The organism is Haloarcula marismortui ATCC 43049 (assembly GCF_000011085.1).
GTDB lineage: Archaea > Halobacteriota > Halobacteria > Halobacteriales > Haloarculaceae > Haloarcula > Haloarcula marismortui.
The window spans coordinates 1-16223 of sequence record NC_006391.1; the positions used below are offsets into that span (position 1 = coordinate 1).

25 protein-coding genes and 1 pseudogene are annotated in these 16223 nt (G+C 58.3%); 22 read left to right on the forward strand and 4 right to left on the reverse strand.

The features are described 5' to 3' along the window. The first annotated feature begins 151 nt into the window (after nt 1–151). Genes RR_RS22725 through RR_RS00405 form a run of 6 tightly spaced genes read left to right on the forward strand, consistent with a single transcriptional unit; the run spans nt 152 to nt 5808 of the window. Nucleotides 152–4135, forward strand: a complete 3984-nt coding sequence (locus RR_RS22725; protein WP_011222187.1) for a beta strand repeat-containing protein — start codon at nt 152–154, stop codon at nt 4133–4135. Next, nucleotides 4135–4437: a hypothetical protein gene (locus RR_RS00385; RefSeq protein WP_049938402.1), complete on the forward strand. Its 303-nt coding sequence runs from the start codon at nt 4135–4137 to the stop codon at nt 4435–4437. Before RR_RS22725 ends, RR_RS00385 begins: the two co-directional genes overlap by 1 nt. Next, the gene (locus RR_RS00390; protein WP_011222188.1) at nt 4437–4742 is read left to right on the forward strand and encodes a hypothetical protein; all 306 of its coding nucleotides are present in this window, start codon (nt 4437–4439) and stop codon (nt 4740–4742) included. Before RR_RS00385 ends, RR_RS00390 begins: the two co-directional genes overlap by 1 nt. Then, on the forward strand, nt 4742–5065 hold the full coding sequence (locus tag RR_RS00395) for a transcriptional regulator (protein ID WP_011222189.1): 324 nt from the start codon (nt 4742–4744) through the stop codon (nt 5063–5065). The genes RR_RS00390 and RR_RS00395 overlap by 1 nt, the downstream gene beginning before the upstream one ends. Before the next feature lie 2 nt (nt 5066–5067). Then, on the forward strand, nt 5068–5268 hold the full coding sequence (locus RR_RS00400; RefSeq protein ID WP_232508497.1) for a hypothetical protein: 201 nt from the start codon (nt 5068–5070) through the stop codon (nt 5266–5268). A gap of 6 nt (nt 5269–5274) precedes the next feature. Beyond that, nucleotides 5275–5808, forward strand: coding sequence for a hypothetical protein (locus tag RR_RS00405; protein WP_011222190.1), 534 nt, complete (start codon nt 5275–5277; stop codon nt 5806–5808). Here RR_RS00405 and RR_RS22170 read toward each other — a convergent pair. Beyond that, entirely contained in the window at nt 5805–5942 is a 138-nt protein-coding gene (locus RR_RS22170) for a hypothetical protein (protein WP_011222191.1), read from the reverse strand. The genes RR_RS00405 and RR_RS22170 overlap by 4 nt on opposite strands. A 29-nt stretch (nt 5943–5971) precedes the next feature. Between RR_RS22170 and RR_RS21180 the strand changes: the two genes are divergently transcribed. After that, nucleotides 5972–6142, forward strand: a complete 171-nt coding sequence (locus RR_RS21180; protein WP_011222192.1) for a DNA-binding protein — start codon at nt 5972–5974, stop codon at nt 6140–6142. Between the two features lie 1217 nt (nt 6143–7359). Here the strand turns inward: RR_RS21180 and RR_RS21185 are convergent. Next, nucleotides 7360–7629, reverse strand: a pseudogene (locus RR_RS21185) (primase-associated protein); the annotation flags it as partial. A 240-nt stretch (nt 7630–7869) separates the two neighbouring features. Between RR_RS21185 and RR_RS21990 the strand changes: the two are divergent. From RR_RS21990 to RR_RS22175, 3 genes are all read left to right on the forward strand, one after another. After that, on the forward strand, nt 7870–8991 hold the full coding sequence (locus RR_RS21990; RefSeq protein ID WP_011222194.1) for a hypothetical protein: 1122 nt from the start codon (nt 7870–7872) through the stop codon (nt 8989–8991). A gap of 87 nt (nt 8992–9078) precedes the next feature. Next, on the forward strand, nt 9079–10134 hold the full coding sequence (locus tag RR_RS00410; protein WP_011222195.1) for a Cdc6/Cdc18 family protein: 1056 nt from the start codon (nt 9079–9081) through the stop codon (nt 10132–10134). Nucleotides 10135–10310: 176 nt separating this feature from the next. Next, a complete protein-coding gene (locus RR_RS22175; protein WP_171814220.1) occupies nt 10311–10469 on the forward strand; it encodes a hypothetical protein in 159 nt (52 codons plus the stop codon). A 684-nt stretch (nt 10470–11153) separates the two neighbouring features. On the opposite strand, the gene RR_RS00420 is transcribed toward RR_RS22175, so the two are convergent. Together RR_RS00420 and RR_RS00425 are read right to left on the reverse strand one after the other, a co-directional pair. Next, a complete protein-coding gene (locus RR_RS00420) occupies nt 11154–11417 on the reverse strand; it encodes a hypothetical protein (protein ID WP_049938405.1) in 264 nt (87 codons plus the stop codon). Further along, nucleotides 11414–11743 (reverse strand): hypothetical protein, encoded by a 330-nt coding sequence (locus RR_RS00425; RefSeq protein ID WP_049938420.1) that lies wholly within the window; start codon nt 11741–11743, stop codon nt 11414–11416. The genes RR_RS00420 and RR_RS00425 overlap by 4 nt, the downstream gene beginning before the upstream one ends. 181 nt (nt 11744–11924) lie before the next feature. Here RR_RS00425 and RR_RS23095 point away from each other — a divergent pair, with 181 nt between their 5' ends. From RR_RS23095 to RR_RS00470, 12 genes are all read left to right on the forward strand, one after another. Then, on the forward strand, nt 11925–12128 hold the full coding sequence (locus RR_RS23095; RefSeq protein ID WP_171814221.1) for a DeoR family transcriptional regulator: 204 nt from the start codon (nt 11925–11927) through the stop codon (nt 12126–12128). 434 nt (nt 12129–12562) lie between these two features. Beyond that, nucleotides 12563–12847, forward strand: coding sequence for a hypothetical protein (locus RR_RS00430; RefSeq protein ID WP_049938421.1), 285 nt, complete (start codon nt 12563–12565; stop codon nt 12845–12847). Nucleotide 12848: 1 nt separating this feature from the next. Continuing rightward, nucleotides 12849–12983: a hypothetical protein gene (locus tag RR_RS22895; protein WP_011222199.1), complete on the forward strand. Its 135-nt coding sequence runs from the start codon at nt 12849–12851 to the stop codon at nt 12981–12983. After that, a complete protein-coding gene (locus RR_RS00435; RefSeq protein WP_011222200.1) occupies nt 12980–13498 on the forward strand; it encodes a hypothetical protein in 519 nt (172 codons plus the stop codon). Before RR_RS22895 ends, RR_RS00435 begins: the two co-directional genes overlap by 4 nt. Further along, complete coding sequence (locus RR_RS00440) at nt 13495–13773, forward strand: winged helix-turn-helix domain-containing protein (protein WP_049938406.1); 279 nt, start codon at nt 13495–13497, stop codon at nt 13771–13773. The genes RR_RS00435 and RR_RS00440 overlap by 4 nt, the downstream gene beginning before the upstream one ends. Beyond that, entirely contained in the window at nt 13770–14126 is a 357-nt protein-coding gene (locus tag RR_RS00445; protein WP_011222201.1) for a hypothetical protein, read from the forward strand. Before RR_RS00440 ends, RR_RS00445 begins: the two co-directional genes overlap by 4 nt. Next, nucleotides 14123–14683: a hypothetical protein gene (locus tag RR_RS00450; protein WP_011222202.1), complete on the forward strand. Its 561-nt coding sequence runs from the start codon at nt 14123–14125 to the stop codon at nt 14681–14683. Before RR_RS00445 ends, RR_RS00450 begins: the two co-directional genes overlap by 4 nt. After that, complete coding sequence (locus RR_RS00455) at nt 14676–14909, forward strand: hypothetical protein (protein WP_011222203.1); 234 nt, start codon at nt 14676–14678, stop codon at nt 14907–14909. Before RR_RS00450 ends, RR_RS00455 begins: the two co-directional genes overlap by 8 nt. Beyond that, entirely contained in the window at nt 14902–15462 is a 561-nt protein-coding gene (locus tag RR_RS00460; protein WP_011222204.1) for a hypothetical protein, read from the forward strand. Before RR_RS00455 ends, RR_RS00460 begins: the two co-directional genes overlap by 8 nt. Beyond that, on the forward strand, nt 15452–15655 hold the full coding sequence (locus RR_RS21995; protein ID WP_011222205.1) for a hypothetical protein: 204 nt from the start codon (nt 15452–15454) through the stop codon (nt 15653–15655). Before RR_RS00460 ends, RR_RS21995 begins: the two co-directional genes overlap by 11 nt. After that, nucleotides 15652–15912 (forward strand): hypothetical protein, encoded by a 261-nt coding sequence (locus tag RR_RS00465; RefSeq protein WP_049938407.1) that lies wholly within the window; start codon nt 15652–15654, stop codon nt 15910–15912. The genes RR_RS21995 and RR_RS00465 overlap by 4 nt, the downstream gene beginning before the upstream one ends. Next, nucleotides 15905–16207 carry a hypothetical protein gene (locus RR_RS00470; protein ID WP_232508498.1) on the forward strand — a complete coding sequence of 101 codons (303 nt, stop codon included), beginning with the start codon at nt 15905–15907 and terminating at the stop codon, nt 16205–16207. The genes RR_RS00465 and RR_RS00470 overlap by 8 nt, the downstream gene beginning before the upstream one ends. Nucleotides 16208–16223: the final 16 nt, after the last annotated feature.

The following is a 16223-nucleotide window of genomic DNA, read 5'->3' on the forward strand; positions in this document are numbered from 1 at the left end:
AAGTTCACGACAGCCGGCTGCGGCGGCCCGGCTGGCGGGCCGAGCGGCACCGATCACCGCGAGCGGAAGAAAAGTTCCGTTCGTTACGCGCGCGTATCTGGAACAGGAACGGAAGGGGGGACCCCCCTGAACCCTGTTGGAGGTGTGGCTGATGGACAGTGATGACCTGCCACTGTCGAGTGAACAACTGTCGATTGTCGGCATGGCGCTGGCGGTCGTCATCGTGTCCGTCGCCGCGCCGATGCTGTTCGCGCCACAGTCGAACGCACCCGAGGACGCGAACAGTGGGACAGTCTACTCGACGCCGACTGGCGACGACCAACAGGCAGAGTCAGCGTCGACGCCGACCAACCCAGCCAGCAATCCGTTCGACGAACTGAGTACCGCGCCGCGCGACCCGGACGAACCACTGTCGACCGTGCCAGAGACGCACGTCGAGAGTAACACGACCGAACCGTCGCTGTCGGCATCGGCGGGCGCACAGACACTCCGGGCGTCGACAACGACCGTCGACGGCGAGCCCGCGCTGAATCTGACCGACGACCGCACGCATGACGGCCGCTGGGTCGGCGTCTCGACGGACTGGCTCAAAGACCAGCACGGGTCGGTGCCAGCCGTCGTCGGTGTCGTGCATGAATCTGGCAAGGTGTATCAAGAAGAGATTCACGTCCGCAACGGCGAAGCACAGTTCTGGGTGAGCGGGTTCTCGACGAACACGATCACGTTCGGCGGGACACTGCAGATCGACGGCCAGCCGGCGACGACCGGCACGACGCACCTGTATGAGGTTCGGGACCTCGACAGTGCGACAGACCCCGAGATAACGCTGACCGGACAGGTCAACACTGAGCGAGACACGAAACAGGTCATCGGCGCGACCGACGGACAGTCGATCCAGCTGGCGGTCGCTGGCGATAACCTCGCGCCACGGAACCCGGAAGTGACGTTTACGGGCGTCGAACAGACCACGACGGACGCGGGACTGATCTCGACAACGCTGTCGGACGGTGGGACTGTCGACTACAGCGTCGACGGGAATCAGCCGGCCACAGATGTCTCGGCGACGTTCATCGGCAAGTCAACAACGAGTACAGAGAGCCTGTCACACAACGGTCTGTCTGACGGGGCGACGATATCCCACACTGTTGATGGCACTATTCCCGCGAACAACGCCGAAGTGACGTTTTCGGGATACTCGTCTCGGTCGTCGCACTCGATTACCGGAACTACCGGGTCATCGGTTACTCGGTCGCTCCCCATGACCGGGAATCGAGAGCCAACGGACGGGACCGGCAACAATCCAACCGTCACAGTGACCGCAAACAGCCCGCCTGTCAAAGAGACAACTGGGAGCAAAACAGGCACTCCGACCACTATCGACGCCACAAGTGGTGGGTCAGCTAACTTGTCGTGGACTCCCCAAACATCTGGCAAGCTAACACAGGTCTCCTTCGACGTGCAGAGTGCCAGCGGGACGAACGGTAACTTCGAGCGACTTGAGGTATATGACTCAAGCGGGACCAAAATCGGTGGGATATACGATTCATCAGTGTTGGAGTATCAGACCGGCACACAGACCGTTACTGGATTTGGCAATCCTGCTGTGTCAGCTGGTGAGACATATGAAATACGGATTACCGAATACTCACGGTCTTATGCAAGTGGGCACGTCGATATTAGCCCGTGGGCCAGTGGCACGGTCGACACATCGGTAAACTCGGTGTCTATCACAACTAACGACGGCGCAGCAGCCTCATGGGGAAGCCTCTCAAACGGCGAGACCCAAACCAAACGACTCGACCTGTCCACAGCAGCGTCATCTGTCGATATATCTACGGACACAACGGGATCGGCATCTGTCGACTACGATATTTCCTATACTGACCGGACTGCCAGCAAGAACCCGCGCATCGACCTCGATGGCGACGGGAACGCCGATGCCAGCTACAACGGTATCTTGATTGATTCGCAGTCGGCCACCGTGGACGCATCGAACATCCCGACAGGCTCACACACGGCGACGGTCATGACCGACGGTGGACAGGTCGACGCCGATATCGATTACACCGAGCGGACGGCCACAAAGAACCCGTCGCTCGATATCAACAACGACGGGACCGCTGATGCGTCCTATAGCGGCGTCCTGATGGACGGCGAAACGGTCACGCGCTCGGTCACGGATATTTCACCGGGCAGTCAGACCGCACAGGTGTCGACTGGCCACGAAGTCGGCGTCGAAGCCGGCTCGACTGTGACGACGGTCACGCAGGACCCGTCGCTTGATATCGACAACGACGGCACGGCCGAAGCCGAGTACATCGGCCAACTCAACGATGGCGAATCCCAGACCGTCCAAATCAACGAGTTCGACAGCGCCGTGACAGAGGCACTCGTCGGCACGCAATCGGGCGCTGTCGACGTGAATATCGGCTACACCGAGCGGACCGTCACCGAGGACGCTGGCGTCATCATCAACGGCCAGCCGGTGCGGATGTCGGGCACGCTCGGGCAAGACGACACGGCGACACTCTCCGCGAATAGCAGCTGGCTACAGTCTGGCCAGAACAACGTCACCGTCGTCGCTGGCGACGGCGACACCGGCAGCGATGCTCCCGCGCCCACCGTCGAAGTCGACTACCACCACGAACTGACGACACAGCGGGCTGTCACCTTCCAGAACGAAGCGTTCAGCGAGCGCTACAATATCTCTCGCACGTACCTCTCCAGCCGCGAGAGTGCCACGCTGACGATTCCCCACGCCGAGAACATCATCTCGCTGCGGACGCTGGAAGTGCGGCTCGACCAGTCCGGCGGCTGGACCGAAGTGCCGGCGTCGGCCCGGTCTATGCAGGGCACGGAACTGCAGGTCGACATTGCCGCACTGACCGGCGGCACCGTTCCAGAGGGCACGACCGTCGAACTCCGGTCGGTCGGCTCGAAGATCGACGTGCATAACGGCGCGGTCACGGTCATGCAAGCCACGCCCGTCGGGACCGACCTGAACTCGCGGGTCCGGCTGGACAGCTGGGCGAGTGATGCCTACATCAGCGTCGGGAATACCTCGCAAGCCCAGCAACTCCATTACGGCGTCAACGAGAGTTATTCGGCGGAAGGCGACTATGCCGAACTCTCGACGGGCCACGAACAGCGCGTGCACTTCCCGGAAGCGGTCAGCGGGAGCGAGGTCGGCGTCCGGGCCGCACCGGTCCAACTCTCGCCGGTCAACGGGACCATTCGGGCGAGCGTGCCCGAACAGCGAACGAACGCCACCAGCCCGGCGTTCACCGTCGACCCGGGCCAGCGGGCCGGCGAGTCGTTCACTGTCGAATATCTGGGCGCGACCGAAGAGACGTGGTACGGCGTCTATGAGGTAGACACCAGCCAGCGCTTCGACCGTGTTCAGGGCCGCGAACCGATGACGGTGCCACAGGACAACATCGATTCGGTGGTGCGGGTCAAAACGGCATCGGCACCGACGGCGAACCCCGGCGGCGCGTCGACGATCTTCGGCGCGGCCGACCAGGGCAACCTCGTCGGGCTGGTCGCACTATTCGGGTCGATTGCGATGCTGTTCGTGATCGGCCGCCGGCCCGAGCGCTCGCGCGAGGTTGTCGATTCGCTCGCGACCAGCGCTGGGTCGGCCGCCGGACAGCTGCCCCGCGTCGGCGGGCTCGTCGAGGACGGTGTCGTCAGCGGCATCGAAGCCCTCGGTGACGCCATCGTCACGCTCGGTGAGAACACCATATTAACGAGCGCCGTCGGCGCGGCGGCACTGGTGGCCGCCATCCAGTCGGGCTACATCGATATCGGGCCGGAACTGGGCGCGATGCTGGCCGTCACCGGTCTCGCTATCGGGTCGCTCGTATTCCTGCAGCGGATCGATGAGTTCACGACGGCCCGGTGGATTGCGATTGTCGGTGTCCTCGGTGTTTTGGCGCTGCAATGGCTCGGTGAGGGCGACCTGCTGACAGCGCTGGTGAACTCCGATGCGTTCGTGATCGTGCTGGTCATCGCCGGCTACGCGGTCATCCAACTCGTGCGGGAGTACCGCGCGAACAACTCGCCCGATGACGACCAGCCGCAGGTCAATATCATCGCTCGTGGCAGTGGCGGCAACGGAGGGAGTGACGACTGATGTTCGCCAACGGCGAGGTCGTGCAAGTGCTGGACAGCAGCACCCGCAGGGGCTACCGAACCGGCGAAGACCTCGAACGACTGGCCGGCGAGGATACGGTGGTGGTCTTGAACGACGACGCTCCGAGTCGGCTGGACCAGTGGCTGCCGTGGCGAGATACGCGGCCGATGGCTGAGTGGGCACCAGTCGTCGTGATGCGTTCCGACCGTGCGCCCGATCCCGGCGAGCGGATCGACTGGGAGCTGTGTCAGACACCAGTCGAGGGCGTGTTCGTCCGGGAGTTCCGTGGGGGTAACGACTGATGTTCGACTGGTTCGGCGCACTCGTTGCGGAGTTCGGAAAAGAGGTCGCGCTGGTCACAGCCGTCGTGTACGGCGGGTACAAGTTCCGGCGCATCAAGAGTATCATCGGCGGACTGGTGGCGGCCGTCGGCACGGTCGCGACGTTTGGCGCGCTCACCGTCGGGGCGCTCGTGCTGGGGATGGCGACGGGCTGGGTCAGCGTCGACGTGGGCCAGATGATCGGTGATATCGTCTCTGGGGCTGGCGCCGCGTGGGACGTGGCCGGGAAAAGGGCCGTCGACTGGCTCTCAACGGAGGTGCTGTAATGACGGACCTCGATGGCGTCGAGGACGACCCGGACTGGGCGGCCTTCGCGAACCTCTCGCCGGTCGCACAGACCTGCCTGCTGGTGGTCGAAGCCCACGACGGCGACGGCTGGCGCGGACTCATCGCACAGAAAGCGCAGGAGGGACTCGACACGAGTGACCGCTGGGTCCGGGAACAGCTGTCGGAACTGGAAGCGAAGGGGTTGGTCGAAGCGTCGGGACCGAACAAGCGACGAGAAACGTACTCAGTGACCGAGGACGGCCACGAGGTGCTGGCCGGGATGCGGGACAGTCTTGACCGGGCGCTGGGGGAGGACTCGTGATTGTGCCCGAGGGCTCGTGGGTTGCCGAAGCCCGCGGCCACCCGCGAAAGCTCGGCGCGTTGGTCGTCGGGCTGGCGCTCGTGGGGATCGGCGGCCCGATGCTGTGGTGGCTGGGGCTCGCGTTGTCGAGTCTTGCTGTCGGGCAGTTGGTAGCCTACTGGGGCGATGAAACGGACCCGGCCGTCGACCGGAGGGCAATCTGAAATAGTATGATACAAGCATTCACAACACTGTTTTCGACTGTTGCTCAGCAGACTGCTGAGCTGACCGGTTTTGAGTCTGGACTGGCGACTATAGCAGCTATTACCGCACTGGGGTTAGTCGGCTTGCTGGTATTGATCCAGACCTTCACCACTCGAAATATCTGGAACTATCTTTCGCGGGTTAATGGAATCGGTGTCGTCGCCATCGGCACGTCGCTATCGGTGCTGTACGCGGTCGACACACAGAACACCGAGTTGCTACGGGTGTACGGGACACCGATTGCCGGCCTCCTGATCCTCGTGATTGGTATCAAGTCCGAGCGAGTGTCAGGGCCTGCGGGGCTGTTAGAGTGGCTGACACTGGATGATGCACTGCGGTCAATCATCGTTGCAGCCTCTGGTACAACGCTGATCGGCGTATTCAGACCTGGCCCCGTGGCGGTGTCTGATTACTTGACCGGGTTTCCAGCAGCAGGTCTGCTGATACTTGGAGTGATCGTAGTAATCCCGGCAAAAAAACTGAAAGAACCAGACGACTAGCGTTCAATCAATTTACCAGTTTTAATCAGTGCCAGTGGGTCGTACCCGTCCTGATAGACCGTATAGAGATAGTACGCAAATGTGAGGAAGATAAGCACCGCCACGAAAACAAACCCCTCCATTGCGGAGTTCATATCCGATATTACGAACACTCTGAAAATATATGTTTGGGTCACTCAACGGCTTCGGGGTGGTCGACGAGATATCCCGCAAGGTCGCTCGGCAGTTCAACACAGTCGGCGAGTTCGTCGCTGCTGACGCTGCGGACCTCAAAGCAATCGATGGTGTTGGCCCGGAGCGCGCTGAAACCTTGGCGACGGTTGACGCCGAGTGAGGCCACGGCCGTTGCGGTCGTGTTGCCGGTCGTTGCACCGAGTGCTGACACCCCACCGTTTCCGCTAAAAGAACGCCCCCTGTTTCGAGTGTTGTCCCCGGCCGTCCAGGCGACGATGAGTTCGTTCGATTACGCGCGAAAGTGCCTGTGTTGTGAACCTGATAGGATTGCGTCTCTCCCTATGGAGTGTCTACTGTCTGCCCCACTGTGCCCTACGCTGTCTCCAGGGCCCACCACCCCGTGTGCAAGATGACTCTTCCCACTGATCCTCGAGTCAGTCCACCTCCTCTGTCGCCATGGTGGCCGCCCACCCAGTCGTCGCGATCTCGCTTTCACTTTGGGTTCGCCCCAGCCGACTGTCCCACCGTCGACGACGTCGACTGTCCGACCTCAGTCTGCACTGCCGGCGGCCCGTTGCTGTGTCACCAGCCTGTCGGTCCCACTGTCGCACCTGTCTAGCCATCCTGATAGTTCGCCCCTCTTGGGGGTCGCCCCCTTGGCGCTCGTCTGAAGCCCACTTCCGGTCGGCTCTGGCTTCACCTCCGTATTGTCGTATTGTCCCCCTTCTCTTTGGACAAATACCCCAACAATACGCGAGCCATGAAAAGATTAGAACGCTCTAAATATCCTCTGATTAGCTCTAAATCCGTAAATGCTGTTGTGATTATTTATTCCGAAAGAAATTGGATGAGAAATGGGATAGAAGGCACTGAGAAGGGTATTCATGGACATTATGGGCGTTTTTGAGGGCTAAGAACCATGCTATCAGTGTTGTGATAGCCGCGTAAAGCTGGTATTCGGGTGATTTCGGCATTTCCCCAAATCTGTTACGTAATATTTGCTGATACATTGTTGTGATTGCTTCATAAAGTTGGTATTCGGATGATTTCGGTGTTTTCCTATCTTTGAGATAGCTGAAATGAGTAAGCACTGTTGTGATTGCTTCATGAAGTTGGTATTCGGATGATTACGGCATTTTCCCATAACTGAGATAGAGCGAATAGATCCATGTTTGAGAAAATGCCGGTATAGCGTCCTGAAACATTGATTTATCAGCAAAGAGGCTGTTTGAGCCGAAGTGATTATACAATAGTATGAACTCTAATAGGTTTAGCCGGCAAATCAAGAACGGGAGTGGTCCTACACGAAACCGTGTGGGCGTAGTGAGCGTCAGAAAGGAAGCACCAGCAACGGACTGGGTTCGGTTCCCGTCTATGTCAGGCTTGGTACTGACCCGTGCTGCCACTGTCGTCGAGCTGGTCGTACATCGACTCGGGGAAGGGCAAGCTCTGGTAGATGTTGTATGGACAGAACGATTTGCCAATGCAGTGCCGCTGCATATCGGGGTTGTCGCAGTTCATTGGGAGCGGGGCTTCCCCGTCGATTTCACCGTGCCGTAACTCATAACGAGCTTGATAATCAGTAGTTTCCTCGTCGTACCAGTCCCACTTGTTTTCGAAGAGATCATGGATGTCATCAACTACTGCGTCTTCGCGCTGGGACTTGGGTACTCTTTGAGTGCCAACTGAGTGCTAAAAATTCATTATACCTGAATAAGATGGAACGGTGTGAAGCGACGCAACCTCCTCTCCGCTCTCGGTACCTCCGTTGCACTTGCTGGATGCTCCACGTCGACGAACAGTACAGAGACGAATTCTGGCACCACGCCAGTGTCTGAGTCCGCATCTGATGCACTCACCGTCGGTGACGCAACGACTGTCAGTGGTATGGAAATCACTGTCACTGATGCACGACTGCTGAAACGGTTAGAGACTGAGAAAGCGCGGTACTGGGCCGGGTTTGACAAAGCGCAGCTATTGGTCCGTTTCAGAGCTGAAACGACCGCTGATAGTCCAGTAACGCACCCAAAAACACGATCCATTGTTGCCATTACTGGTAGTTCACAATATGGGGGGAGAACAGCTGAGACATCGCTGACAACACCGGTTGCTGGTTCCTGGTATTCATCAACCGATGATGCACGACCCGGAATTGTCTCCGAGGGCTGGCTGCTGTTCACAGTCCCTGAAACAACGAGCGAAGCGGTGATCTCTTGGAGTCGGACGGACGAATCCGGTGCGTCCTGGACCGCTACTTTGGATGCCGAGGACCTGCCGGATCTATCAATTGAATCTGTTGATGCCCCTGAATCAGCTCCACGATACACTGATGTAACGCTGACTGTAACCATCGAAAACACTGGGGCAGGGCCTGGTGAGTTGGATTTCCGTGTTGATACGAGATTCCTTGATTCGCCTGTAGAATCCACTGCCCAAGTGCCAGGGGACGAAACGATAGCACACGAAATCGAAGTGCCATACCCCAGCCATGCCGACGATGAGGCAACGTATGAGATATCGATCCCTGAACTTTCTGACCCAATTGAGACGGTTTCAGTCAAATACACACCTCCTGAGCGTCAGTTAGGGAACACCTACACAACACCGGATGGGACTAGCGTTACAGCATCAGATCTCCGAATAATACCGTCTACAATTACGCCGAAGTATGGGAATTCAGAGGAGCCACCAACTGGTAAGCAGTTCGCGGCTGCCGAAGTCGCGTTCAAAACCGATTCTGACGGTGGGTACGTACCAACAAACGGAAATTTATACATTGAGTACGATGGTGAAAAGTACGACTACTGGGAATTTAACGGGTCTCTTGAGCGCCCTGATGCAAACCTTTATGAACAAGATCGGCTCAGTGGCAGTCGGCTGTCCGGAGGGGTGTCTGAGTCTGGACTGATTATTGCTGCTGTTCCAGAAGACGCAACAGCAGACGAATTATCGGTTCTCTGGGACGGGATCGTCAGGGATAACCGCGAAATGGTTGTCCGATGGGTCTAACCGATAGTGTAGATAAGTAAGCGCTATCTGATTCTCCCGGAAATACAAGCCGAATTTATATACTCGTCTATCCTCAGCCAAGACAGAATGATAACAAAAACGCACGTTTTCGAGGACACATATTTCCCTCGTCGTCTCCGTCATCGCGAAGCCGAGATGGACTTCGTGACGAATGCGTTTGAGCCGGTAGTCCGCGGTCAGCAGGCTGACGATATTCTAATTCACGGTCCTCAAGGGGTCGGCAAGACGATTTTTGCTCGGTACGCACTCAATCACCTCACACAGCGTACCGCCGTGCAACACGCACGTATTGGTTGTCTGGGAAAGTCGACGGCAGGTATTGTCCGTGCCGTCCTCGAAGATCTCCCGGGACCAGATCCGCACTCGACAATGCCTCGCGAAGATCTCTGTCTTGAGCTCCAAGAGCGCGTCGACGAGCCGACCATTGTGGTCCTCGACGAGGCTGACGATCTCCCATTCACTCATGCACTGGATCGGCTTGCCGATGTCGACGGACTCTCGATGGTTGTCGTCTGCCACGATGATGACGGCTGGCTCTCGCACGTCAACGACTCGATTCGGCATCGGTTCGTCGGCAACATCGTTGATTTAGGGACCTACGGCGTCGACGAACTCGCGGACATCCTTGAGGAACGTCGGCAGGTCGGCCTTCAGCCCGGCGTGATCGATGAGGACCAGTTGCGGACACTCGCTGACATGACTGCAGGGAAGGCTCGGCGAGCAATCTTCGCGCTACGGGCTGCCGCCGAGCTGGCACACGACCGTCGCCATCGCCAGATTCGTAGCGAGGATATCGACGATTCACTTGACCGAGCAGACCAGCGACTCCGCGAGGAACATCTCGCATCGCTGCCGTTCCATCATCACGTGGTCTACGAACTCGTACGGCGACACGGGCCACTGGCTCCCTCGGAGCTGCATGATATCTACGAGAAGACAGCTGAGTCTCTGTATCGAAGTACCGAACAAACGCCGATCGGCGAGCGAGCGCGACGGAATAAGCTCTCGAAGTTGGAAGCGTACGACCTGATCGAGGTCCTCGGAGCAAATCGGCACAGAGAATACCGAGTCTGTGACCGCGCTGTTGCTTCGGATCTGGAAATCGCACCGTCTGCAAGGTAGCTAACCACCTTTGCTTGTCCAGTGGCCCGGCCACTGGACGTATGAGTTGTTTGTGAATCTGAAAACGACGGGAACGACCTACTTAGAGGTTAAAAACGGGGTAGATAATGCCCGTCAATACTTTGTGTCGGTAGGTAACTAAGTAAGTATGTACGCAAACGGGTATGGGACCGAATATGGCAAAAACAGAACCTAACGAACCAAAGCACCGGACTGAGTCCGTCTCTGAAGTCTTGGCGGAGATGACGGGCAGGCCTGTGTCCGAATTCGAAGCCGATGAACACGACTTCCCTGACCTTGACGACCTAGAGACGGTCCCCGAAGACGAGTGGTAATCAGGGCGAGTAGTACTTTCCAGAGAGGTTGTTTCTGCGTTCGAAATCGAGAGTTAATCGCCGAGACTTGTCTAAGAGATACAGCTCACAGTGTTTCGGATAGTCGTTGATGGGTTTATTCGGGAAACCACGCCGGACCTTATATTTCGTCCCGTCAGGGTCTATCAAATCCAAATGTAGGCCCTCTTGAGTGACATCATGACCGCGTTTTGAATGTGGATTGTGGTCGAATCGAGCTAACGGTCCCCAGTCGTTTTTGCCAGGACCGACGAGTGCAACATTGTATTCGAGTTGGATAGTAAACTTCTCGACGTCCCCATTGGCTGTCTCGATGTGGACTCGGAGACGAACATACGGCAGGTCAAAATCGTTAACATAGTCTGTCTCCTGCACGCTTTCTCGAAAAACCGGTTTGAGCGGTGTGGGTAAAAAGTCCCTCATTGAAACGGCTATCAAATAACACAGCATCTGTTTCTCGCGGAAATGCAAGGGGGTATTAATAGCCTCCTACCCGTCGGCAAGCACTGTATACAGCAGTGGACCACCTCGCGCCGTCGTGGGACCTGGCTTGAACAGGTCCCGGCGCGGGGTCGCGGTCAGTCAGTGGGTGAGTTCAGAAACCATCGCAACCCATGCAAAACACGCACGCAATTGAACAAAAAGGTAGAGGTATCGCTGTCGCGCTCAGGCCGTCGCCACGAGATGCTGGTGCTGGTTCTGGGCGGGCGTCGGCTGGAGCATCAGTCCAGCCAGTGCCAGCTCCCGGAGCACTTCCGGCGGGACACCCTCGGTCTCACGAAGTACGGCATCGAGCGTCCAGGCGTCGTACTCGGAGCGCACCGGCGGCGTCGTTTCGACTACGGCGGTCGGGGCCGTCTCCCGGAGCGCCCGGGCGGCACGCTGGACTCGCTGGCGGTTCTCGACCGTACAGCGAACGCTCTTACTCATGCATTCAGCCTCCGCGCGAGATCGTCGACGAGCGAGCCCCCGACGTGTGGGCCAACGGCCCAGCCGCGTTCGTCCTGCGTGCACTCGCACCACCCTGCGAGTGTTTCATAGGGCGTGTCTGCGAGTTTGACCTTCTCGGCGCGGTTGTCGCGAGCGACGACGGCCACGGCGAACTCGTACGAGTCCCAGTAGTGGGCCGCGCCTTCGCCGTCGACGCCCAAGAACAGTGGGCAGCCCTGCGTGAGCAGTTCACGGGCAATACGTTCCTGCGGATGTGCGTCAGTCGTGCCGACAGATTTACTAGTCGGCGAAGCAGACTTACTCATGGTTCGCAGTGGAACCGACGCGCCTGGTGTTCCAGCACCCGGCGCGATTCGCGTTCTCGAAAGCACGAAATCGCCCAGCGGCGCGTCTGTTCCTATCAAAAACATAGTGCCCCAACCACCATAAAACCTTTCCAACGCTGGAATAATATATTACTCAATGAACTCCAAGAGGGGGCCGAATATGAAAGGACCAACCGAAAAAGAAGTCCTTCTATTCGTCCGCGAGAACAGTCACCCGTTCGTCACAACCAACGATGTAGCGGAAGAGTTCTCATCAGTAAGCAAGCGAACCATCAGAAAGCGACTGAACAGCCTTGTAGCGAACGATCAGCTGTCCAAAAGAGAGGTTGGTGCAAACTCAGTAGTTTGGCACGACCGTCCTTAGGATTCTGCATCCATCAGGGCCCGCTTGCCTTCGTCACTAAGCCAGTATACTTTGGTTGTACCAACAGTCCGCACGTTCAGCAAACCATCCTCTACAAGCTGGTTGAGACGGTTTCTGGTTTGTTTTTGACCCACCTCAACTTCGTCCACGATATCGGATGCAGTCGCAAATCCTTCTGGCCGAATTCTAATCTGCCTAAGAAATACAATATCGTCATCAGCAGGTTCTGGGCCAGGCACTGCTGGCAATTTTATTCGCCATGTTCAAAGGCAATTTTGGTCCCTTTCTCTTCCAAATTCGGCATAGTTCCGGCGTTGGAACTATTAGGGGGGAGCTTATTTAGTAGATATATGCGCGACTTGCCGGGGAGTAATAGGCTACTAAAATTGAGCCACCGGGGTTGGGGCCCCGCTGACCCGGTCGCGTACCGCATTATGACCGAGACAACCAGACCACAAAACGATACCGCACAGGACCGACAGGAGCGTCGGCTCCAAACCGCGAAACGACTCCTCACCGAAGCCGACACCGACGCCGCTGTCATTGAGGACTGCCAGACCGTCCTTTCCCGGCCAGGCTACGAACGCAGCCACAGCCAAGCGAGTTTGGATGCGTGTTCGGCGCTGTTGGCACTGGCTCAGGGTGATGAGTCTACAAAACGCACGCGTGAGACCAAGCAGGTGCTGACTGCTGTGTCTAGACGAGGAGGTGACTGCTGAGATGGCCATCGAGAAACGCGGGAACGCGGTCATTGCTACGGGCTGTCCGTTCTGTGACAGTGATATCGATCCCCAGCAGTCCCTCGCGAAGCACCTCAACAACGACTGCCCAGAGTTTGGCGGTGAGTCAGCATGACCGCTGGCCACGGCAACCACTACGATGTTGACGGCCGGTCGCTTGACGAGCGCTGGCCCGACGCCGACGCGGTGGCCGGTATCGGCGGCCCGGTTCGTGAGCTGAAGACTGACGGCGGGCGCGTCTCCGACGGCGATATCGATGCGATCCTCGACGAACTCAAATCGTTCGAAGGTGTCGACCTTGCCGAAGCAGAACCCGGCACAGTAGAGCAGTTCTTTAACGCTCAAGACCGGTTGATGGAGGCTATCGATGCCAAGTTGGACGACGACGACCTCCCGCAGGCGACACACATCTGGTGGAACGACCAGGCAGAGTTCCACCTCTACTGTGCTGACCACTACTTCCCGATTGCCAACGAGCAGTGGACGGGATTCACAGAAGTGGACGATCCACAAGCAGTCACACAGGCTGCACGTGACCGGCTGGACAGTGGCGTGCCATGTGAGAAGTGCCACAGTGAGGCGCTGTACGGCCGCCGTGACGAGTTGCTTGAGGAGCGTGATCTGGCATGAGTATCAACTACGACGAACTGTCCTACATCGCATCGAGCGCCAACCGAGAAGCCGTCATGGAAACACTCCAGGACGGCCCCGCAGCGCCCTCAACCATCGCCGAGGAAACCGACCGCGATATCGCGCACATCTCCCGAGCGCTCCAGGAGCTTAGAGAGAAAGGTCACGTCGAATTGCTGGTGTCTGAATCGGTCAAAAAGGGCCGGTTCTACGGGCTGACCGACAGCGGCGAAGCCCTTGCATCGGAGCTGCCGGAGGTGAACACTGGCCGATGACTGTCCCCGATCGAGACGATCTCCGTCCGGACGCAACGGAGTGCAACCACCACGCCGAACGAGCGCTGAAACTGCTCTGGGAGAACCCCGACAGTCGAGCGGTCCGGATCGACTCAAATCCGAACCCGATGTTCGTGACCGTCGAGGCCGGCGACCTCGCGTTCTGGTGCTACAATTACACCTGGAAGTGCCAGGAGCAGAAACCAGTTGCTGGGGCATTTGGGCCATTCGAGACCGTCGTCGACCAACTGCACGGCTACGCGAACGATGACTACCCCATCGGGACCGTCTCGAAAGACCGAATCGACACTGAACGGAAGCCTCGGGCCACTGGACTGGGTGATTTCGCATGACGGTCAAACACGAAATCACGGATCGGCCTGTCGAAGACCTCTCGAAGGCCGCACTCGTCGCTGAGTGGAACGAGGCGTACGAACAGCTTCAGTCTGGGACGGCTCTTGACCGTGATTCGGTCTGGGATCGGCGACGAGAGCTCTGGACGGAGATGCGGAACCGAACCGATGCAGAGCCACCAGAGTGTCCTGAGTGTGGCGGCGACCGGTGGAAGCAGTCGATGGGTGGCCCGAAACACTGCTCAGACTGTGGGTTGGCCCTTGGCGAAGATCATGCGGAGCTCATCCAGGCGATCGACAGCTACTGGTCGTCGGTCCAAGCGGCAGAGGTCGTCTCGACTGACGGCGGCCAGACTGTCGACGAAAACGGAACTGTCCGTGCTGACTCCGTTGAGGATGTCAGCGAACACACCAACTCGGAAACCTGTTCCTACGATTGCGAAGATGAAGCGGACTACGACGTGACGATGCGGCGGAATAGCCGGGAAGCGACGTTTCCGGCCTGCCATTCCTGTGCCGTCGACAACGGGGTCCGTCCCGGTGATTGGGATGTCTGAGAGCGATACCGGCCCTGAGATAGTCGAGATGGAAGCCCCAGTTTACCACGTGGATATGCCAAGAGGGATGCCCAACCTGTGGTATCCGGAGCGCGAGTACTCGAAAGCGTTCGAATCTGCGACTGGCGACCAGATCGAAGACACAGACGGAGAGCACGACGAAGAGTCTCGGATCAGTATTCTCGACTTCGACGGGACAGTGGAGGTGCCAGTTGCTGATGTGTGAGCAGTTTACGGACGGAACTGTGCGGTGCGCACGGTATCCGTTCTGTGACAAGACGGCCGACCTCGTTGTCCCGGCTCCTGACGAGTCAGACTACCCGATTTGCCGAGAGTGCTACGAGGAGCCTTGTGGCCGGTGTTTCGACGCCATCGAGAACGACGACAACGTGGCGAAAGGACTCTGTCAGGGCTGCCGCGACGAGATCCGGATGTGGGGCGGCGACGACGAACGCGGGATTGAAAAGGACCCCGACAGTGAACAGACGACCCTTCTGACTGATGGCGGTACCATTGATGACGGGGCCGAATACAGGAACACCGTAACAATATCGTTCATCACCAACTTTGAGGTTGATCCAGACGAGTTTGATCTCCGCGCGGAAAAACCAGACACAATCCGAGAAGAGTTGCTGTCGGCGATAATCAGCGGGACGGCAAAACCGCAAATACCAGCCGCGCACGGAGAAACCAGTCTAAAAAACTCGCGAGAGAAGATCCGGCAGGCCCACGAGTCAAACACGGAAACCGACAGCTCGGGAGGTCACGATGAGCAGTAAAACTCACGCGGCTGTCACGGTCAAGTGCCCGGGCTGTGGGGCGACCCATGTTCGGCCCCGACGAGTCGACGTGGAGAATCCCCCAGCGACGATCAACGGCAAGTGCTACGCTCCGCATCCATCTCGGGGCGCTGACTTCGACGGCTGCGGGGAGACGGTCGAACTCGACGTTATCGAGGTGAGCGAACGGTGACTGGCGCGCAGGTGGATCAAACACTGACGCCGACCGGTTGGTGCGTCAACCTCGATAACGGCCACTCCGGGATCTGCTTCGAGTGGGTTTCCGGTCTGACGATGTGTGGGGAATCGTTCGATCCCAGTGATGTCGACCGAGAGTGGTACGATGGCGCACCAGAATCGCGCGACGAGCCACACGCAACCCAGTGCTTCGACTGTCACAACTGGTCCGCGGCTGCCAGAGATGCAACGCGGGGGCAGACTGATGTCTGACCCAGTCCGCTTGCGGGTCCGTGCTCGTCGCAATCAGCACGGCTCTGTGCTGGAGTGGGTCCCGGAAGACGAAGCTGACGCGAAGGCTGCACTCGACAGTCCGTGGGCGCTCATTCGTGATCTCTACGGAGCTATCGATAGGTCGACCGTCGCCGACGGCGATCTCGTCGCTGTCGTGGAAGCGTGGCCCCGATCCGGCGACGTGATCGACGTGATCGTCCTCGACGAACACGCCCGCAGCGAGAGTGCGACTGAACGTCTGCGGATGCAGGTCAGCGCGGAGGTGGCACGATGAGAGCCTGCAAATCGTC